Annotated in this window: 19 protein-coding genes; 11 read left to right on the top strand and 8 right to left on the bottom strand. The window is 68.7% G+C overall.

All coding sequences use genetic code 11. The annotated features are described in order from the left end of the window. Positions 1 to 76: 76 nt before the first annotated feature. Entirely contained in the window at positions 77 to 775 is a 699-nt protein-coding gene (locus tag ACIOU8_RS04815) for a hypothetical protein (RefSeq protein WP_400786374.1), read from the top strand. 43 nt (positions 776 to 818) lie between these two features. After that, entirely contained in the window at positions 819 to 1184 is a 366-nt protein-coding gene (locus ACIOU8_RS04810; protein ID WP_400786371.1) for a hypothetical protein, read from the top strand. A gap of 30 nt (positions 1185 to 1214) precedes the next feature. Here ACIOU8_RS04810 and ACIOU8_RS04805 read toward each other — a convergent pair whose 3' ends face one another. The 4 genes from ACIOU8_RS04805 to ACIOU8_RS04790 form a co-directional block, all read right to left on the bottom strand. Further along, on the bottom strand, positions 1215 to 1838 hold the full coding sequence (locus ACIOU8_RS04805; protein ID WP_400786369.1) for a hypothetical protein: 624 nt from the start codon (positions 1836 to 1838) through the stop codon (positions 1215 to 1217). Between the two features lie 4 nt (positions 1839 to 1842). Beyond that, entirely contained in the window at positions 1843 to 2799 is a 957-nt protein-coding gene (locus ACIOU8_RS04800) for a glycosyltransferase family 2 protein (protein ID WP_400786367.1), read from the bottom strand. A gap of 98 nt (positions 2800 to 2897) precedes the next feature. After that, positions 2898 to 4196, bottom strand: a complete 1299-nt coding sequence (locus ACIOU8_RS04795) for an O-antigen ligase family protein (RefSeq protein WP_400786365.1) — start codon at positions 4194 to 4196, stop codon at positions 2898 to 2900. Further along, positions 4193 to 5608 (bottom strand): O-antigen ligase family protein, encoded by a 1416-nt coding sequence (locus tag ACIOU8_RS04790; RefSeq protein ID WP_400786363.1) that lies wholly within the window; start codon positions 5606 to 5608, stop codon positions 4193 to 4195. The genes ACIOU8_RS04795 and ACIOU8_RS04790 overlap by 4 nt, the downstream gene beginning before the upstream one ends. A gap of 87 nt (positions 5609 to 5695) precedes the next feature. Between ACIOU8_RS04790 and manA the strand changes: the two genes are divergently transcribed. The 4 genes from manA to ACIOU8_RS04770 all read left to right on the top strand — a co-directional run bounded on the left by manA (position 5696) and on the right by ACIOU8_RS04770 (position 11848). Then, on the top strand, positions 5696 to 6838 hold the full coding sequence (manA, locus tag ACIOU8_RS04785) for a mannose-6-phosphate isomerase, class I (protein WP_400786361.1): 1143 nt from the start codon (positions 5696 to 5698) through the stop codon (positions 6836 to 6838). 158 nt (positions 6839 to 6996) lie between these two features. Next, on the top strand, positions 6997 to 7314 hold the full coding sequence (locus ACIOU8_RS04780; protein ID WP_079112584.1) for a WhiB family transcriptional regulator: 318 nt from the start codon (positions 6997 to 6999) through the stop codon (positions 7312 to 7314). 62 nt (positions 7315 to 7376) lie between these two features. Then, on the top strand, positions 7377 to 10469 hold the full coding sequence (locus ACIOU8_RS04775; protein ID WP_400786358.1) for a glycosyltransferase: 3093 nt from the start codon (positions 7377 to 7379) through the stop codon (positions 10467 to 10469). Then, a complete protein-coding gene (locus ACIOU8_RS04770) occupies positions 10466 to 11848 on the top strand; it encodes a DUF5719 family protein (RefSeq protein ID WP_400786356.1) in 1383 nt (460 codons plus the stop codon). Before ACIOU8_RS04775 ends, ACIOU8_RS04770 begins: the two co-directional genes overlap by 4 nt. Positions 11849 to 11878: 30 nt before the next feature. On the opposite strand, the gene ACIOU8_RS04765 is transcribed toward ACIOU8_RS04770, so the two are convergent. Continuing rightward, positions 11879 to 12220 (bottom strand): metallopeptidase family protein, encoded by a 342-nt coding sequence (locus ACIOU8_RS04765; protein WP_400786889.1) that lies wholly within the window; start codon positions 12218 to 12220, stop codon positions 11879 to 11881. 165 nt (positions 12221 to 12385) lie between these two features. Between ACIOU8_RS04765 and ACIOU8_RS04760 the strand changes: the two genes are divergently transcribed. The 4 genes from ACIOU8_RS04760 to ACIOU8_RS04745 all read left to right on the top strand — a co-directional run bounded on the left by ACIOU8_RS04760 (position 12386) and on the right by ACIOU8_RS04745 (position 15653). Beyond that, on the top strand, positions 12386 to 12592 hold the full coding sequence (locus ACIOU8_RS04760) for a DUF3499 family protein (RefSeq protein WP_056376237.1): 207 nt from the start codon (positions 12386 to 12388) through the stop codon (positions 12590 to 12592). Between the two features lie 75 nt (positions 12593 to 12667). Next, positions 12668 to 13627 (top strand): efflux RND transporter periplasmic adaptor subunit, encoded by a 960-nt coding sequence (locus ACIOU8_RS04755; RefSeq protein ID WP_400786354.1) that lies wholly within the window; start codon positions 12668 to 12670, stop codon positions 13625 to 13627. Then, positions 13624 to 14442, top strand: coding sequence for an ABC transporter ATP-binding protein (locus ACIOU8_RS04750; RefSeq protein WP_400786352.1), 819 nt, complete (start codon positions 13624 to 13626; stop codon positions 14440 to 14442). The genes ACIOU8_RS04755 and ACIOU8_RS04750 overlap by 4 nt, the downstream gene beginning before the upstream one ends. Continuing rightward, positions 14439 to 15653 carry an ABC transporter permease gene (locus ACIOU8_RS04745; RefSeq protein WP_400786350.1) on the top strand — a complete coding sequence of 405 codons (1215 nt, stop codon included), beginning with the start codon at positions 14439 to 14441 and terminating at the stop codon, positions 15651 to 15653. The genes ACIOU8_RS04750 and ACIOU8_RS04745 overlap by 4 nt, the downstream gene beginning before the upstream one ends. 34 nt (positions 15654 to 15687) lie before the next feature. On the opposite strand, the gene ACIOU8_RS04740 is transcribed toward ACIOU8_RS04745, so the two are convergent. Continuing rightward, positions 15688 to 16497, bottom strand: coding sequence for an RDD family protein (locus ACIOU8_RS04740; protein WP_400786348.1), 810 nt, complete (start codon positions 16495 to 16497; stop codon positions 15688 to 15690). Positions 16498 to 16513: 16 nt separating this feature from the next. Here ACIOU8_RS04740 and ACIOU8_RS04735 point away from each other — a divergent pair, with 16 nt between their 5' ends. Continuing rightward, positions 16514 to 17506 (top strand): stage II sporulation protein M, encoded by a 993-nt coding sequence (locus tag ACIOU8_RS04735; RefSeq protein ID WP_400786886.1) that lies wholly within the window; start codon positions 16514 to 16516, stop codon positions 17504 to 17506. Positions 17507 to 17518: 12 nt separating this feature from the next. Here the strand turns inward: ACIOU8_RS04735 and ACIOU8_RS04730 are convergent, their stop codons facing one another. Next, positions 17519 to 18826 carry a DUF58 domain-containing protein gene (locus tag ACIOU8_RS04730; RefSeq protein WP_400786346.1) on the bottom strand — a complete coding sequence of 436 codons (1308 nt, stop codon included), beginning with the start codon at positions 18824 to 18826 and terminating at the stop codon, positions 17519 to 17521. Next, positions 18827 to 19750: an AAA family ATPase gene (locus ACIOU8_RS04725; RefSeq protein ID WP_400786883.1), complete on the bottom strand. Its 924-nt coding sequence runs from the start codon at positions 19748 to 19750 to the stop codon at positions 18827 to 18829. It abuts the gene before it with no gap. Positions 19751 to 19815 lie beyond the last annotated feature (65 nt).

Below are 19815 nucleotides of genomic sequence, written 5' to 3'. Positions count from 1 at the left end.
ACTCTAGACGCGTCCTGTGGCGGACTCACCGCCGTGCCGCTGGAGCCGGCGTCGACGTGCCCTAAGCTGAGGTCTCATGGGGCATGCGACGGATCTTGTCGGTGATGACAGGGCGATGGCCGGTGAGGCCGAGTTCTACGACCGACTGCGTCCGCTCGTCAGCGCATACGGACGAGCCGAAGCGGTGCGCCGGATCGCGGTCGTCGGCAACCAGCCGCTCGAGCCGTCAGACGAGCGGGCCGAGACGATCGACACGGCGGACGTCGTGTTCAGAGTCAACGGCTTCCGCGTGGACGACGTCGACGGTGCGCCGTCTGTGGGGCGCCGTGCCGACGTCGTGGTGTTCAACCGCGGCGTGCGGCCGACCCCCTGGTTCTTCGCCGGCTATTCCGAGCGTCTCTATCTGATGATCGAGCCGGGGCGCCTGCTCTGGGAGAATCCGAAGCTTCCCGCCTTCTGGCCCGCTGATCTCGGAATCGTGACGATGCCGAACCGCGAGGTGGTGCTGCCTCTCGGCGAGGCGATGGGCGCTGATCCGCGCAGTGGCGGCCAGTGGGCGACGACGGGAACCGTGATGCTGTGGATCGCGACCCGCCTGTTCCCTGAGGCTCAGGTCGATGCCACCGGATTCTCTTTCGTCGACTCCCCGGATCAGACATCCTGGAACCACGCTTACGGCGATCCCTCGGCTGTCGGCGCCGAGCACCGGATAGAACTGGAATCGGAGCTCGTGCGGGGCTGGATCGAATCCGGCCGCGTCAGCTATCACCGCTGAACTTCACAGACCATCGACAATCACCCGAATGATTGAGGACTGAATGCTGAACCGACTCCGTCGCAGACTGGACGCCGTCGTCGAACGCCGTGTGGATGCGAGAGTGGACGCCAGACTCGGCCGCGCCCTCGAGCAGTTCGAAGCCGCGCAGCGCGACTACGAGGCACGCCTCGCCGGCACCCAGGCTGACTTCTCGTACATCAGATCCGAGTTCGACCGCATCGCGCCGCAGGTCGCGGCACTCGAGCAGCGCTTCGAATGGCTGCGGGTCCGTCTCGATGCAGGAGATCTGGACGCCGACGGCGCGCTCGGCCGTGCACGGGCCGAACACGAGCGCGCGCGAATCCGTCTCGAACTCGCCGCTCACTACGAGGAGCGCCTGCGCCGCCTCGAGTCCGGCGTCGGCTGAACGAGAGCGAAGAGGGACTCGGTCTCGCCGTCAGAGTCCTACGATGCCGCGGAGCTCGTTCACTGCAGAGCGTGCGCTGTCGACTGTCGCAGGTGCGCCCGCAGCGACTTCGGAGTGCAACGTGGCGAGCGTCTGGACGTAGTCGTTCACGGCAGCGCCCCAGGCGGATTCGATGGACCCAGGGGGTGCGGTGCCACCGAGTCGCTGGGCGTCGGCCTGAAGACTCTCGATCACGGACGTCGCGTCCTGACCGCTGGTCCCGCTCGCGATCTGAAGCCCGGTCAGCGCGTCGTCGAGCCATCCCTGCACCTGCCCGCGGAAGGCATCGACCGAGGGGTCAGCCGCGGGCGGCGGGGCCGTGACCGGTGTCGTCGGCACAGGTGCCACCGTCGGCGGGGGGACCTCGGTCTGGGTGGGCGTCGGCGTCGACGAGGGGGACGCCGACGGTGACACAGACGGCGATGCCGAAGGGGATGGCGACCCGCTGGCGCCGGGAGCCGGCGACTCTCCGCGCGGCAGGAGGAAGAACAGCAGCACGCCGACGATGACGAGCGCGGCGACGACGAGTCCGACGATGAGCCAGACTCGACCACGATTGCGGGGCTTCGGCTCCAGTGGGGCCCAGCGGAGGTCCGGCTGTGGTTCGTCGGTCATGGTGTCAGTCCTCCAGAGCGGGCATGGGCGTCCAGGAGCGATCGCGGCCGAGCTTGCCGCCCTCCTTGAGTCCGCGGAACAGATTGCTCGTTCCTCGCACCGTGCGCTCGACGAACAGCAGGCGGATGAGTTCCTTCGCGAAGGTCATCGAGGTCCCGAGTCCGAACAGCACAGGGTTGTAGTTGCCGTGCACGCGGTAATAGTGCTTGATGTACGCCCGGTTGCGCATGATGTAGAACCGGTAGGCGTTGCTCGACGCATTCATGTGACGGATGCCCATGTCCCACTGCTTGATCTCACGGGTGCGTCGCAGGACGAACTCGTCGACGATCACCGCGGTGGTCTTGCGCGAGGCGAGCCACCCGTACATCTGGTCATCCCAGTAGATGAAGAAGCGGTGGTCGGGCAGACCGATCTGCGCGACGATGGACCGATGGATGAACATCCCCTCGAAGCATCCGCTGTTCATCTCCTTGAAGCCGGACGCGTCGAAACCGGACGGCGCGAACGGAATCGGGATGCCCATGCGCTCGGCGATCCGGTACTGCCAGTAGAACTCACTGCCGTCGTAGTCATAGCGGCGGCCCTGGATGCTCTTGAAGCGCGGAGCCCACTTGCCCATCTTGGCCAGACCGTCGGTCACGACCTCGACGTCATCGTCCATCATCCAGATCCACTCGGAGCCGAGTTCGTATGCGGTGCGCATACCCTCGCTGAAGCCTCCCGATCCGCCGGTGTTCGTCTCGAGTCGGCGGTAGACGACCTCCGCGCCGAGCTGAGGGCGGAAGGACTCCACGACGTCGGTGGTGTCGTCGGACGAGGCGTTGTCGATGATCACCACATGGCCCGGCTTCGGGTCCATCGCGGTGATGCTCTCGAGGAGACCGGTCAGGAGGTGAGACCGGTTGTACGTGACGATGACGATCGTCGCGGACGCCGGGTCGAAGGGGGCGTGAGTCACGAGGTGCTATCTCCGGTGGCTGGGGGCCCGCAGGGCGCCGCGAGCAGGTCCACCCTACCCGGCGCAGTTCGGAATCCGCCGAGGGCGCGGCGCAGAGCTCAGCGTTCGGGGCGCAGGGTGGGGATCGCGCCGGTGTGGGCGGCGTCGATGCTCTCGCGCCACGACCTCGTCTGTCCGGCCCGCAGGGCGCACAGGACCAGCATGAACCACCCGGCGCCGACCAGGGTGAAGCTCTCGAACATCGACTCCACCGCGAGAGTGACGAGCATGAGAGGCGTCCAGGCGTAGACGACCGAACGCCGCACGCTCGCCACGAGCCATGACCGGATGGTGGCGATTCCGCCGAACAGGAGGAAGAGCACGAGCCCTGCCGCGCCGAGCTGCAGCAGGACGTCGAAGTAGGCGTTCAGCGCGCTCTGATGGTGGTCGTCGAGCAGGAAGTTGATGTAGGTGAAGGGGAACTCGCCGCGGGCCCAAGAGCCGAACCAGCCCCAGCCTTCCACGGGCTTGAGAGCGACGAAATCGAGGATCGTGTTCCACAGGGTCGCCCGGATCGAGAAGTCGGAACCCGCGTCGAGCAGCGCGATGATCGCGTGGCGCAGGGCGAAGGCCGCGGCGAGAGCGATGGCGACGAGAGCTCCGAGCACCCATTGCACGATGGTCCGTCTCTCCGCAGGCGCATGACGGACGATGGCGAGCGCGACGGCGACGACCCCGACAGCGGCCGCGAGCACCAGCACGGTGGGGGAGGACGAGAAGAACGCCAGCAGAGACGCGAGCGCGATCGACGGGATCGCGATGCGCGCCGTCAGCGACTGCGTCCGCCACTCGATCACGAACGTGATGAGCGCGATCACCGTGACGAATCCGAGCATGTTCCTGCTGCCGAAGATTCCCTGCACCGGACCCCCGACGGCCAGGTCGCCCTGGATTCCGAGGAACAGGAAGGGGGTGTCGAGCAGCACACCGGAGAGGATCTCCAGGCCGAGCGACACGAGCAGGAGGAACCTCAGCGAGTCCCCGAGAGCCCGGACGGTCTGGAGGGTGTCGCGGATGTGACCGACCGTGACCGCGAGGAACGCGAATCCGAAGAGCTCCATCCATCCGAAGACGGTGGCCGACTTGTCTGGCGTCCACACGATGCTGATGGCCGCCCAGGCGAGGAAGGCCAGGAGAGACGACGGAGCGATGCGAAGCAGGGAGAGCTCTTCTCGTCGCACCCACAGGACCCCGGCGCCGAGCACGCACAGCACCGCGATGACCGTTGCGAGGGTGACGGGCGAGGCCGCGGCCTCGATCGTGAAGGACGAGAAGACCGCGGTGAGGACCGCCACCGTGTATGCGCGAGCGAACTCGGCCGAGCCGAGCAGCGCGCTCAGACGACGCTGCGGCGTCACGGAACCCGCCGGCTTCGCTCGCCGCGCTCGATCACGCGCTCCCGTTCGCCCACGCCCACCAGCGGCACGACCTTGATCTTGAACGTCAGCAGCACGAGCAGCATCCAGCCCCACAGCATGATGGGCGTCGACTCGGTGAGCCCCTGCACGAGCAGCACGACGGTGAAGAGGCTCGGGAGCACCGTGATCGACGAGTAGCCGCGGTCGGACTTCAGATCCCAGCGAGGCCTGTCGACCGCGAAGAACCACGAACGCCAGAGCAGACTGAAGTAGGCGAGCGCCACGAGCACGACGCCGACGGCTCCGAGCTGCATCAGCACGTCGAGCCACATGTTGTGGGCGTGGAAGACGGTGATGCCGTGATCCTCGATCCACCCGGCGAAGGCAGGGTCGAACGGGACCCAGGGGCTCGAGAAGCCGTTGCCGAAGATCGGGTGCTCGGCCGCCCGCGCGAGGACCTGGTCCCAGATCTTGTCGGAGCGGCCGGTCAGGTCTGCGCTGCGCCCCAGCAGTGCGAAGAGGGGTTCCCGCAGCAGCCAGAGTGCGGCTCCTGCGATCGCGGTGCCGCCGATGAACACCACGTAGAGCCTCGTCCGCGCTCCCGGTGTCTTCGTGCGGCGCATCAGCAGCGCCACGACGAGCACCAAGGCCGCGGCCGCCGCGCACGCGTAGGCGGTGGCGGATCCGGCTCGGAGGAAGAAGTAGCCCGCCAACAGAGTCCAGAGGGCGAGAGTCGTGCGCCACCTCGCGCGGGCGGCGAAGAGCACGCCGAAGGTGAGGATCGCGAACAGGCAGACGATGGCGAGCACGTTGGAGTTGCCCACGATTCCCTGGATGCGACCGCCGTCGAGCAGGTTGCCCCTGACCCAGTACCAGTGCGCATTCGTCTCGCCGTCGGGGCGTACGAAGAAGTTCGGGAGGATCGGAGCCCGCACCACGAGGGCGACCCACAGCTCGAGCGCGAGGGACAGCCCGAGGATCCACTTGAATGCGGAGGCGAGCGCTCGTACGATCTCCTGCCACGACAGCACGTGCACGATGAACAGGGCATTCACCGTGACGGTCGCGAGCAGGACCCAGGTGACGACGGTGGCTCCCCGCCACTGCGACCACGCGATCGAGAGCAGTGCCAGCACTGTGTAGGCGATCGCAGCCCACGGCAGGCGGCGCCACGCGAACGCGGCCGGACGGCCGCGAGCGACCATCGGAACGCCGATGGCGAGAGTGGCGATCAGGAACGCGATGAGCGTGACGAAGGCGCCGATCTCGCCCACGAGGTTGTAGACCGCCGAGTGCGCGAAGGTCGCGAAGAGCACGAGGCCGATGTAGCCGCGCAGCAGAAGATGCCCCGTCGACTCGCGCTCTGGAGCGGTGGGCGGGGCGGCGACCGGGTGCTTCGTGTATTGCGCCATCGCGTTCAGGCTACCGCGCGGAGATCGCGACGAACCTGATGCAGTGCGTCGTGGCACGTCGAGTTCGCATGCCAATACCCTGGTGACATGCTGCTCAGCCTGTCGAACGTGCCCCGTGACTACGCCTGGGGGTCGTCGACCCTCCTCGCCGACCTCGAGGGCCGCACCCCTGCGGGCGGCCCTGAAGCGGAGGTGTGGTTCGGCGACCACCCCGGGGACCCCGCCGATGTGCAGGGCGACGGGACGCTCGACGCCGTCACCGGTGGATCCCTGCCCTACCTCTTGAAGCTGCTCGCGGCGGCATCGCCGCTGTCGATCCAGGTGCACCCGACCATCGAGCAGGCGAGAGAGGGGTGGGCGCGGGAGTCGGCGCTCGCCGCCGCAGATCCGAATCGCAACTATCGCGACGACAACCACAAGCCGGAGCTGATCGTCGCCCTGAGCGATCGCTTCGAGTCGCTGAGCGGGCTGCGTCCCATCGATGACACCCTGCGGCTGCTCGAGGTGCTGGGGGACAGCGGGGGAGTCGAGGAGCTCGCCTCCCGTCTCCGTGGTCCCGGTGATGTGCTGCGCGACACGATCGGCTGGCTGCTGTCGGGCGAGGCGCGGACTGTGGTGGATGACATCGTGGTTTCTGTGCGGTCGGCCGCAGGCGCGGCGTCAGGGGAGTGGGCCGCCACCATTCGCGGGGTGGCTGCGATCTCGGAGACCTACCCGGGGGACCCGGGTGTGGTCGTCGCGCTCCTCATGAACCACGTGGTGTTGCGCAGGGGAGAGGGCGTCTTCCTGCGGGCCGGGATGCTGCACGCCTACATCGCCGGGCTCGGCGTGGAGATCATGGCGGCGAGTGACAACGTGCTGCGCGGGGGCCTCACTCCCAAGCGCATCGATGTGCCCGAGCTGCTCTCGATCCTCGACACGACGACGGGTGAGGTGCCTGTGCTGCGTCCGGTGGCGACGGATGCGGTCACCGAGTACCCGGTCCCTGTCTCCGACTTCTCACTGCGAAGGATCGATCTCACTGGCGCGAGCGTCGTGATCGACGTGGACGGACCGACCATGGTCCTCGCCACGGCCGGTCATGTCGCAGTGAGCGGGGCGGACGACGCGCTGCGCGACGTCCCGGTCGGCACGGTCGCGTTCGCGACCATGGACGAGCAGCGCCTGACGATCAGCGGCCGGGGCGAGGCATTCGTCGCCTCTCCCGGCGACCCTGCCGCGCACGGGTGAGCTTCGGAGCGAGCGTGCGACACGCCGTGCACAGGTCAAAAACCTTCAAGACCGTATTGAGGGTTTACGATCCGCGACTTGACCGATGCGAATGACACGGGTGTAATTAGTTGTGCACGGCCCGCCGAGGGGGCGGAATTTAGGGGTTGGAGAGCGAGATGACGGGTTACCGTTCAGACGTACCGGAGAACTGGTTCGTCGATCCGATCAACCTCGGTGTCCCCGGGGTTCGGAAGATCGAGACCGACGACGACAATGCTCTGGCATGGCAGAGCGACGCGCTCTGCTCGCAGACCGATCCCGAGGCCTTCTTCCCCGAGAAGGGCGGATCCACCCGCGACGCCAAGAGGATCTGCACATCCTGCGACGTCCGCGGAGAATGCCTCGAGTACGCGCTCAACAACGATGAGCGCTTCGGAATCTGGGGCGGTCTCTCCGAGCGCGAGCGCCGCAAGCTCAAGCGTCGCGCAAGCTGATCGCGGCCACGCCGAAGCAGGTGGGCCTCGGACCCATGCCGCGCGCTTAGGCTGACCACGTCATGCCAGCCCGAGTTCATGCAATCATCGTCGCGCGCCCCGGTTCTTCCGCCCGTGCGCAGCTGCTCCGCACACTCGATGCGTTGCGCTCCCAGACCACACCTCCAGCCGCCATCACCCTGGTGATGTGCGGCGATGCGGCCTCGGCTCGCGAGAGCGGGGCCATCGCCAGCGCTGTCGAAGGCATCATCCAGGCACGCGGCAGCACGTCCTTCGCCGACGCGGTCGAGCTGGCCAGGCCCCGCGTCCTCGAAGGGAGTGCTGTCTGGCTGCTCGCGCAGGACACCGCGCCTCACGAGCGCGCTCTCGAGCGACTGATCGGAACCCTCGAACGTTCGCCGTCTGCGGCGATCGTGGCACCGAAGCTCGTGCATACCGACAACGATCGCGAGATCGTCTCCCTCGGAGTCAGCATGACGACACTCGGACGCGCTGTCGAGCTGGCCGCAGGTGAGCTGGACCAGGGACAGCACGATGGCAGCGACGACGCGCTGGGCGCAGACATCCGCGGCATGCTGATCCGCGGCGAGGTCCGTGGCGCGCTTACGCCGGATCCGGCCCTCGCCGGGGCGGACCAGGGGCTCGATCTCGGAGTCCGCGCCAGACTGGGCGGCGGACGCGTCGTGCTCGCGCCGTCGGCGAGGGTGTCGGTCTCGCCGGACGGACCAGGGGCGTTGCCGACCGCGCGAGGCAGGCGCGCGTTCGCGACCAGGCTCGCGCAGCTGCATCGTCGGCTGGCCTATGCTCCGGCGATCGCCGTGCCGCTGCACTGGTTGAGCCTGCTCCCGCTGGCGCTCTGGCGATCGATGACCGATCTGGTCAGCAAACGGCCGGAGGCAGTCGCCCCCGAGTGGGCTGCTGCTGTCACAGCGATGTTCCGCTTCGGCGCGATCGCTCGGTCTCGTGCGCGCATCCGTTCCTTCCGGACGTCGAGCTGGTCGAGCATCGCGCCGCTCCGGGTGAGCAGTTCCGACCTGCGTCGACGGCTGGACGACGGTCACGGCAGCGAAGGCGGCGCTGCCAGCGAGCTTCGGTTCTTCTCCGGCGGTGGCGCCTGGGCGGTGCTCGGCGCACTCGTGGTCAGCCTCGCGACCTTCACCATGATCCTCGCCTGGCCGGTGCTCGGGGGCGGAGCGCTGCTTCCGCTCCGCGAGACGGTCGGAGCGCTCTGGAGCGATGCCGCCTGGGGGCTGAGAGGTCTCGGGGTCGACGTCGTGGGGCCGGCTGATCCGTTCGCCGGTGTGCTCGCGGTGCTCGGCTCGCTCTGGCCGGGTGCCCCCTCCTTCTCGCTCGTGCTCCTCTGGGTGCTGGCGCTGCCTCTCGCTGTGCTCGGCGGCTGGTTCGCCGCCACGCGGGTGACCGATCGTGCAGGCCTGCGCATCTTCGCCGGGATCGTCTGGGCGCTCGCGCCGACCTTCCTCACCGCGCTGGTCGATGGCCGTCCGGCCGGCGTGCTGGTGCACCTCCTCCTGCCCTGGCTCTTCCACGCAGCGGCTGTCGCCCACCGCTCGTGGGGCGCGGCAGGAGCCGCATCCATCCTCTTCGCCGCGGTGGCGGCGTGCGCGCCGTCGCTCGCCCCTGCGCTGCTGCTGCTGTGGGTCGTCGCGCTCGGCATCACTCTCGCCGGGGCGCGGATCCGCGGGGCCATCCGCCTGCTCTGGGTGCCAGTTCCTGCGGTCGCCCTGTTCGCTCCGCTCGTGCTCTGGCAGCTCAGCAATGGAGACGTCCTCGCGGCGCTCGCGGATCCCGGTTCGGTCTGGAACGGTCCGCAGGCGACAGCCGATGCGGCAGGCAGGCTCGCCCTGGCTACGGGGTTCCCCACCGCGGACATGGGCGGATGGGCCTCCTGGCTCGGCGTCGAGCTCGCTCCGTGGGTCGGCGTGCTGCTGGCCCCGCTCGCGCTCCTCGCTCTCGCGTCGTCGGTCGCTCCGCGATGGCGAGCGGGCATCACGCTTCTCGTCGTCGCGCTCTCGGGCCTTGCCACCGCATTCCTCGCGGTCGGCGTCGCGGTGTCCTTCGCCCAGGGAGTGCCTGTCGCGATCTGGCCCGGCTCCGGTCTCAGTCTCGCCTGGGTCGGGGTCACGGGAGCCGCTCTCGTGACTCTCGACACCGCGCTGTCGATGCCGCGGGTGCGAGTCCTCAGCGCAGCGGTCGCCGCAGTGTCGGTCGCGGTGTGCGCGGTTCCGGCGCTCGCCGCATTCCACTCGGATTCCTCCGAACTCCGCGACGGCCCTGCGTCGACGCTGCCGGCGTACGTCGCCGCACAGGCGGGCGCTGATCGTCAGATCGGCACGCTCGTGCTCACCCCCCAGAACGACGGAGGTCTCGCGACCGAGGTCGCCTGGGGCGGAAGCGAGACACTGAGCGCCCAGACGACGATCCTCTCGACAGCGACGGAACTGCGCGGCGCCGACCTCACGACGCTGGCGGTCGACCTGCTCTCGGCGCGGGATTTCGATGCGGCCGATGAACTGGGGAAGACGGGGATCTCCTACGTCCTGGTCGCTCAGGTCTCCGGCGAAGAATCCGATCGCGCTCGCTCTCTGCGCACTGCGGCGGTGACGTCGCTCGACCAGCGGGCGGGGTTCGTCCAGGCCGGCTCCACCGATCGCGGTGTGCTCTATCGGCTCGAGGCCGATGCATCGCCGCGCGCCCCGCTGTCATCCGCTCAGCAGGCCACGGCCCGCCTCGTGATCACGATCCAGCTCGTGCTCGTTCTCGCCGCGTTGCTGCTGTCGGTGCCGACGCGTGCGTCGCGGCGAGCGGCCCGCGCCAGGTCTCGCATCGTGGGACGAGCGCCGGAAGAGCCGCTCGTGCTGCCGCGACACCCCGAGGACCGCGAAGGACCCGAAAGCCATGAGGATCCGCACCCGGCGGGTGAGGATGCCGGAGTCCCTGATGCCGACGGGACGACGGGCGATGGATCCTCCGAGGCACCGGAGATCGATGCGCACCGCGAGACCACCTCATCGAGCGGTCCACACCACGATGCTGAGAAGGGCCCCGGCGACGCCGTCGATGACTCCGCCCGCGCCGCGGGCACGACCGGTCCTGTCGACCGAGACTCCGAACAGGACGAGGGGGATCGACGATGACCGGGAAACGTGCATTCCGGGTGGCGGCCACCGGCGCTCGTGTGCTGACAGGCGCCGTCGTGGCGGGGGCATGCGTCGTCGGCGTCGTGTTCGGCATCACCGCGTCGTGGCCGACAGTCGTGCATGAACCTGCCCAGGCACAGGTCACGCCTATTCCGGGCGACACCGTGCTCGTGTGCAACGGAGATCTCCGCGCCGTAGGACGTGATCCGTCCAACCCTCTGGAAATGGTGTCGGCCGCATCCCCCGCGCTGACTGTCGAGGGTTCCTCGGGCCGACCGGAGTCGAGTCCCCTGCCCGCGAGGGACCTCGCCGACGGTGGATCCGCTCAGCGCCTCGTCGGCACCGTCGACGCGCGCCGAGCGCCGTTGCTCGGCGCGACGGAGTCCGCCAGTCTGACAGAGGAGGACCTGTCCGGTCTCGCCGCGGCTCCCTGTCGCCCTGCGAGCATCGAATCCTGGCTCGTGGGCGGAACTGTCGCCACCGGGACAGAGGATCTCGTGGTTCTCACCAATCCGGGCGTCGTTCCCTCCACGGTGTCGCTCGGCGTGTACGGGTCGGTGCGGGCATTGAGCACCGTCATCGTCCCCGCAGAGTCGCAGATCGCGCTCCCGCTGACATCGATCGCCGCCGGTTCGGACTTCCCGATCGTCAAGGTGACGGCGACGGGCGCGCCGGTGCGCGCGGTGCTCCAGTCGTCCCTGACTCGAACCCTCGACCCAGCGGGTATCGATCTGCAGGATGCGGTGCCCGCCGCGCAGCGTCAGCCGGTGCTTCCGGGGATCGAGGTCTTCGAGAACCAGGGCGACAATGCCGACATGGCGGTTCTGCGTCTGATGTCGCCTGAGGTCGATTCCCAAGCCGTGGTGAGGGTCAGCGCGGTCGGATCGTCGGTCATCGCCGACGAGTTGGTGGTGCCGCTCACCGCCGATGTGCCGACGGAGCTGTCACTGTCGGCGCTCTCTCCGGGGAGCTACACGATGAGCATCGAATCCGACAACCCCGTGCTCGCCGGAGTGAGACAGCAGGACGTCGTCGGCCCGCAGGATGACTTCGCCTGGGTCACACCGGCCCCGGCGCTCGAGGATGACGTCTACGTGGCCGTTCCTGCCGGTCCGAGTCCCCGCCTCGTGCTCGTCAATCGCGAGGATGCCGACGCGGTGGTGCAGGTCGCGCCTGCAGCGGGGGGAGACCCGATCGAGGTCACCGTGCCTGCCGGGTCCTCCGCATCGGTCGATGTGGAGCCGCGCACGGTCTACTCGATGTCGACGTCGGCACCCGTGCATGCGTCAGTCACCATGACCGGCGCCGGCGAGCTCGCGGCCTGGCCCGTCTGGCCCGCGCCGGGGGCGCAGCAGAGCATCACCGTCTACCCGTGACGATCGGTTCGGTGAGGCGGTTCAGCGACCTCAGTGGTCGTGGCCGCCGAGGTCCCAGGGTTCGCGGCCGACGTACTCCGCCGCGGCTCTGAAGACGGCGCTCTCGATGGCCATCCTCCGGTGAGCGCCGTCGTCGTGGCCGGGCGGCAGCAGCCGCTCGATCGGGAGTCGGAAGAGCACGATCCGCGCCTTCTCAGGATCGAGGTGCCAGCGCGGCACCTCGTCTGTGGCATCGAAGGCGGGCATGGCGCCGATCTCGAACCGCACCTCCTGCAGCTCCGGCCAGGTGCCGCGCAGGAACTCCACCGCCGTGCCGACCGTCAGATCGAACCGGTCGATGCGCCCGTCGAGCGGGGCCAGCGGAGGGCGCACGACCTCACTGCGTCCGAGGCGTCCGTGGCGTCCGTGCCTGGCGCCGCGTCGGGGTGCGGCGGGGGTGCGGGGACGACGGGGCATAGCGAAAGTCTAGGCCGAGTCTGTCGGCCGGGGCGGCGCGGCATCCGCTCGTCCGGAGAACCTGGACGTAGCCTGGCGTGAATGGACGGAAGACTCTGCTCGAAGGTCGGCTGCGCGCGTGAAGCCGTGGCGACGCTCACCTACGATTACGGCGACCAGATGGCGGCGCTCGGGCCGCTGGGCACCGCGCGGCATCCGAACGCTCACGACCTGTGCGCGCAGCACGCGGATCGGCTCTCCGTGCCCGCTGGCTGGCTCGTGATCCGACATGAGGCGCTGCGCGCCTGAGTTCTTCACTTCGGTGGATAGACACGCCGCCCCGCGGCGGTGAGTCTTCGACGCATGCGGCTACGCTGACCGCGGATGCGCCAGGGCGGCGCCGCCGGAAAGGCAGCTGTGATCGTCTGGCGACGCTGGATCTTCCCCCTTCTTCTCGTGCTCGTCTTCGGGGCGTGCGCGGCAGCGCTCGTGAAGATCGCGTTCTTCCCTGACAGCAGCGAGGCGATGGTCAGTCCTGAGGCGTCGATAGGAGACCCGATCATCCCGGTCGAGCGAGGATCCGTCGTGAACGCCCTCACCCTGAGCGGCAACGTCGCCCGTGACGACGCCTTCCCGGTGCGTACCGAGGTCACCGGCACGGTCATCGCGGTGCACGTGCCGGAGGGCGCGGCTGTCGCGGCGGGCCAGAAGCTCTTCACGATCAGGCAGGACGAACCGAAGAGGGACGTGGACGTCGTCGCATCCGAGGCGGGTGATGTCTCGGAGATCGCGTTGGTGAAGGGGCAGGCGACGTCTGCGGGAACCGAGATCTTCACGCTCACGCCGGCGCGCTACCACCTGCTCGCGACGGTGGAACCGGTGCAGCTGTATCGCCTGGTGAACGCGCCGTCCGAGGCGTCGGTGACCATCACCGGCGGACCCGCGCCGTTCGCCTGCACAGGAGTCCGGGTGCAGGTGAGCGCCGAGGGAACCGCGAGCGTCCGATGCGCGGTGACCGGCGACCAGGTCGTCTTCGCCGGTCTTCCTGCGACGATGGATCTCGCGCTCGGACAGGTCGATGACGCCCTGGTGGTCCCGGTGACTGCGGTGCAGGGCGGTGCCGGCACGGGGAATGTATGGGTCGATGCCGGCGATGGCGCCGAACCCGAGGAGCGCCCGGTCGAGCTCGGCGTCAACGACGGCACTATGGTCGAGGTGGTCTCCGGCCTCGAAGAGGGCGAATCGATCAGGCAGTTCGTTCCCGGATTCGTCGCACCGGTCGAGGAGTTCTGCTACGAGATCGAGCCCGGAGTCGAGCAGTGCGACAGCGGGGTCAGCTGGTGACGCTCGTCGCGCTCAGCGATGTGACGAAGAGCGTATGGCTTGCCGATGACTCGGAACTGCAGATCCTGCGGGGCATCACGCTCGAGGTGAGTGCCGGCGACCACGTCTCGATCGTCGGCAGGTCGGGTTCGGGCAAGTCGACGCTGCTCAACATCCTCGGAATGCTCGATGCGCCGACCACCGGGTCCGTGTCGTTCGAAGACCGCGAAGTGCGGCGAATGCGCTCGGGGCGGCTGGACAGGCTGCGCGGCGACAACGTCGGCTTCGTCTTCCAGCAGTTCAATCTGCTGCCTGGGCGCACTGCACTCGACAACGTGATGATGCCGCTCGGACACGCCCGGGGTCGGATGTTCTGGAACAGAAGACAGATCGCCGCTGACATGCTCGAGCGGGTCGGCCTCGGCCATCGGATCGAGCAGGTCGCCGACCGCCTCTCCGGTGGCGAGCAGCAGCGGGTCGCGATAGCGAGGGCTCTCGTGCGTCGCCCCGTGCTGATCCTGGCGGATGAGCCGACCGGGGCTCTCGACATCGACACGGGGGCGTCGGTCATGTCGTTGCTCGACCAGGTGGCGACCGAGACCGACGCCGCACTCGTGACGATCACGCACGACCTCCACGTGGCTGCCCGCGCTCGACGGCACTACCGGCTCGACGCCGGAGTCCTCGAGACGGCGGACCTCAGCCGCGCCTTCGAGGCCTCCACTCTCTCAGCCTCCGTCCCCTCTGCCGCATCCGCGGATTCGGGGGCATCTGCGCCTTCCACCACGCCCGATATCCCGGCCATGCCGTACTCGCGCAGGGGAGCAGCGTCATGACCGGCATCCTCGGTGCGCTCTCGGACGCCTGGTCGGAGATCCGCGTGCACAAGCTGCGGGTGCTGCTCAGCCTGATCGGCATCGCAGTCTCGGTGGCGGCGCTCACCGGCGTCGTCGCGATCTCCGAGTATCAGCGCCAATTCCAGGCCGAGCAGTCGGACCGCTGGGGCGGTCGGGCGGCGACGCTGGTCGTCACGATCAGCAGCGACGATGGCGCGCCCGTCGACTTCGACGCCTTCGATGAGCGGTTCACCGGAGTCACCGAGCGATTCGAGTTCAGCCACACCGCGCGCATAGCGCAGGGCTTGGTCGTCCCCGTGCAGCTTCCTGATGGCATCGTCGATGTCAACTCGCGATTGATCGACCCGCTCTACTCGGAGATCCACCGCGAGCAGCTGCTCGAAGGACGCTGGATGCGGGATGCCGATTCCGCCGCGCTCTCGCCGCCGGTCGTGATCACAGAGGCGCTGTGGGACCGCATCGGACGGACACCCGTCGCTCAGCATCCGACTCTGACACTCGCGGGGCCGGCAGGGGGCACATATCAGGTCGTGGGTGTCGTTCCTCGGCAGGGGTTCGGCGACGAGGAGCTGCGCGTCGACATCCTCTACGACGCCTATCGTGCTCGCGTCGATGCACTGCCGGAGGCAGCATGGCCGCAGTATGAGATCTGGCTCGGGCAGGGGCAGGTCGACGAGATCGCACCCGTGCTCGCGATGGACCTGCGCGCAGGGCTTCCGGAAGGACAGACGGTGTCGGTCAGCCGATCGGACTGGGCGGCCCAACCCGGGGCTCTCGACGCACAGGCGACGTTCGAGATGGTCACCGGCGGCATCGCCGCCGTGATCCTCGGGCTCGGCGCGCTGAGCCTGATCAACATCCAGCTGGTCGCGATGCGGCAGCGGGTGCGTGAGATCGGCGTGCGCCGAGCGTTCGGGGCGACGTCGGGACGCGTCTTCTTCTCGGTGTTCCTCGAGAGCCTCGTGGCGACCACGGTGGCCGGTCTCGTCGGCATCGCGATCGTGGTCGCGGTGCTCCGCTCCGATTGGGTGGTGACTTCGCTCTTCTACGGTATCCAGGACGTCCCGCCGTTCCCGATGCGAGCGGCTTTCGTCGGTCTCGCGGCGTCGATCCTAGTGGGTGCCGTCGCGGGCTTCATCCCGGCGCTGGTCGCACTGCGGGTGAAGGTGATCGACGCCATCCGATTCTGACCTGCGCCTGCGCACGGTCCGACGGGATGAGTCCTCAGACGCCGACGCGACGACCGGTGAGCTTCTCCGCTCGGCGATCGGCGTTCTGCAGCGCCCTGTGCTCCCGTTCTCGCCGGAGCACGGTGATGCCGATGAGCGCGACCTCGGGCGCAGCCTGGGGCAGGGGAGAGACGAAGGGCGAGGCCTCGGCGAGCAGGTCCTGCGCCACCCTCGCTCGCGCAGTCGGCACCATGCGCGGAGCGCTCTGCAGGAACTGCGAGATACGACGGGCGAGGCGGTCGGGCAGACGGGCCACATCGGCGATCTGCGCCCAGCCGGCGAGCATCGGCGGCAGCACCGGGGCGCTGGCGGTGAGCTTCGGCGTCCGCACGCGTTGGCTGTAGGTGCCGGCGACCATGTCTCCGAGGCGCTGCGATCGGGCGCTGAACGCCCCGGCGAGCACCGCGACGCTGCCCAGCGTCATGTAGATCTCCAGAACGCCGAGAAGCGCCCGGATGAAGGCGTGCCGGAATCCGGTCGCACCCCCGTCGAGGCGAACGATGCGACCGCCCACCGCGAGTTTGCCGAGGCTGCGGCCCTTGAGCGCGACCTCCATCGTGATCGGCAGCACCACGAAGCTGATCACGATCGAAGCGATCAGGGCGATCGTGTCGGTCGCCTGGTTGAGCACGCCGATGTCGAGCAGCCAGATCCGCAGGAACAGGGTGAGCAGGAAGACGGCGATGCCGACCAGGAGGTCGATGATCGCCCCCGCGGCTCGCAGAACGAAGCCGATCGGCTGCACGTCGATCGCGACGGCTTCTCCGGAGAGGACCTCGTCGGATGCATCGAGCGCGGCGGACATGAGTACAGTAAATCAGGTGGATGCCGATGCGTTGACAGATGCACGCCGCGCCGAGTGGGAGCGACTCGATCAGTTGAGCCGCGCCCGGCTCGACGGGGCGGACGTCGATGAGCTGATCGTCCGATACCGCGCGGCATCCGCTGATCTGGCCGAGCTCAAGACCTCGGTGGGCGAATCTCCTCAGGGTGCGTACCTCTCGACGATCCTCGTGCGCGCGCGGCTGCGTCTCACGGGCGCGTCCGACAACATCCTCACCCAGACGGGCCGCTTCTTCTCCAGGCAGCTGCCGGCCGCTCTGTACCGGCTGCGCTGGACCACTCTCGTCGTCGCTGTGTCGTTCATCGCGATCGTGGTCGGCACCGCCGCGTGGATCTCAGCAGACCCCGCGCTCCTCGCCACCCTCGGCCCGCCGGATCTTCTCGAGCAGTACGCCGATGAGAGCTTCACCGGCTACTACACCGAGAACCCCGCAGCGGAGTTCATGGGCATGGTCTGGTTCAACAACGCCTGGATCGCACTGCAGTGCGTCCTGTTCGGCATCACCGGACTCTGGCCGATCTACGTCCTGGTGCAGAATGCGATGGGTCTCGGAGTCTCCGGCGCCGTCATGGCCGCCCACGACCAGGTCGATGTGATGATCCTCTACATCCTCCCGCACGGCCTTCTCGAGATGACGTCGATCTTCGTCGCCGCGGCGGGCGGACTCCACCTGTTCTGGTCGTGGGTCGCTCCGGGGCACCGTTCGCGAGGCGAATCTCTCGCCGCAGAGGGACGCTCGCTCGCCACGGTCGCGATCGGACTCGTCTTCGCACTCTTCGTCTCAGGCCTGATCGAGGGTTTCGTGACCGGGTGGGCGCTGCCCTGGCCCATCAAGATCGGCATCGGCGTCGCTGCGCTCGCCGCGTTCCTGATCTACATGCTCGTCATCGGCGGTCGTGCCCATCGCCGAGGCGAGACCGGAGACCTCGTCGAGTACGAGGCGGGGACCCCGCGACTTCTCGCCGGCTGATCCCCGGGCGGCTCACAGCCGTCCGGCGGCCTTGAGCTCGAGGTACCGGTCGGCGATTCTGGGAGGCAGAGACTCGGGGTCGGCGGCGATGGCCTCGCCTCCGGCGCGACGTACCGCATCGGCCACGTTCTCCGCATCGCGCATGGTGCGTTCGGCGGCCGCCGCGAGGTAGATCTCCTCCCGTGAACCGCGCTGCACCGCGAGATCCGCGATGCCGTCGTCGGTGACGGATCCGACGAGGATGGACGTCGCCCTGCTCGCGTCGGGGAAGGCGCCGAGGAATCCGCGAGCCGACTCGGCGGCATCCTGCGCCGTGAGCACCACTATCAGCGCCGGGCGGGTCGTGAGGGTGCGAACCGCGGCGAATGCGCCCGGCCAATCGGTGTCGACGAGTCGAGCGTGCACCGGGGCCATCGCGTCCGTCAGCGCGGGGAGAAGCGCGGTGCCGTCGACACCGGTGACGCGAGCCCGCACGACGCGGTCGTACATGAGCAGATGCACGTGGTCACCCGCTCGTGCGGCGAGCGCGGCGAGCAGCAGGGACGCCTCGAGGGCGGCGTCGACCCTCGTGCCGTCGCCGACACGGGCGGCCGCAGTGCGCCCCGTGTCGATGATGATCACGACGTGGCGGTCGCGCTCAGGTCGCCAGGTCCGCAGCATCGTGGTTCCTGCCCGCGCCGTCGCCCGCCAGTCGATGGACCGCACGTCGTCGCCTCGGACGTATTCTCGGAGGGAGTCGAACTCGGTTCCCTGGCCGCGCACCTGGATGCTCGTGTTGCCGTCCAGCTCGCGCAGCCGTGCGAGCCGCGAGGGCAGGTGCTTGCGCGACGAGAAGGCGGGGAGCACCCTGATGGTGCCGCGGACCATGTGGCGGGCCTGCCGTCCGGCCAGTCCGAGCGGACCGCGCGACCGGATCATCACGAATTCGCTCGCGAGCTCCCCTCGACGCCTGGGCAGCAGCGGCATCGAGACGCGGCGCCGTTCACCCGGCGGGATGCTGAGTCGCTGACGCGCTTCGCCCGCCCCTGCCGTCGGCTGCCACGCATCGCGAATCACCGCGTGGAGGGTGCGGCTGCCCTGATTCTGCAGCGCGACGCTCACAGGAACCAGTTCTCCGATCCGGGCGCGGGTCGGCACGCGTCTCGTCACGATGACGGAGCGAGGGTTCGGTGCCAGCAGCACGTCGAGCACTACCAGGAGCACGCACAGCAGCACCCAGATGCCCAGCGCGGCATAGGGCGGGAACTCCGCGAGTCCGGCGAGGACGAGCGGGACGATGCCGACGGCGACGGCAAGCGCGAGACGGCCGGTGACGAACACCTAGATCGGCACCCTGGTCTGCTGCACGACGGACGTGAGCACGGCATCCGCCGACACGCCCTCCATCTGCGCGTCCGGACGCAGCTGCAGTCGGTGCCGCCAGACCGGAACGAGCATGGTCTGCACGTGATCAGGGGTGACTGCGGTCGATGCGTTGAGCCACGCCCACGCCTTCGCGGCCGCCAGCAGGCCCGTCGAGGCGCGAGGACTCGCGCCGAGCTCGACCGAGGGCGACTGCCTGGTCGCCCTGGCGAGATCGACGACGTAGCCGAGGACGTCATCGGTGACCTCTACGCGCCCGGCCGCATCCTGCGCCGCCCGGATCTCGTCGGCGGAGACGGTGGCCTCGACGCCGGTGAGCTCGCGAGGAGAGAAGCCCGACGCGTGTTTGCGGAGCACCGACACCTCGGCGTCCCGCTCCGGCATGCCCACGACGAGCTTCATCAGGAAGCGGTCGAGCTGCGCTTCCGGAAGCGAGTAGGTGCCCTCGTGCTCGATCGGGTTCTGCGTCGCCGCGACGAGGAAGGGATCGGGCAGCTGTCGGCTGACGCCGTCGGCCGACACCTGACGCTCCTCCATCGCCTCGAGCAGGGCGGCCTGCGTCTTCGGGGGCGTGCGGTTGATCTCGTCGGCGAGCAGGATGTTCGTGAACACCGGACCCGCACGGAAGTCGAACTCGCCCGTGCGAGCGTCGTACACGAGCGAGCCTGTGACGTCGCCGGGCATGAGATCGGGTGTGAACTGCACGCGCTTCGTGTCGAGGCTCAGCGCGCGCGCGAACGAGCGCACGACGAGCGTCTTCGCCACGCCGGGCACGCCCTCGAGAAGCACATGTCCTCGGGCCAGCAGCGACACCAGCAGGCCGGTCACGGTGCCCGCCTGGCCGACGACGGCCTTGTCGACCTCGGTGCGCACACGATGCATGGCCTGACGCAGCTCGGCGTCGTCGAATGTCTCAGTGGTCACGTGGTGTCCTCGGCTTCCGTTCG

It is taken from the genome of Microbacterium sp. NPDC087589 (assembly GCF_044743635.1).
Classification (GTDB): Bacteria; Actinomycetota; Actinomycetes; order Actinomycetales; family Microbacteriaceae; genus Microbacterium.
The sequence above is the reverse complement of the archived record's forward strand: the minus strand, read 5'-3'. Positions and strand labels throughout refer to the sequence as shown.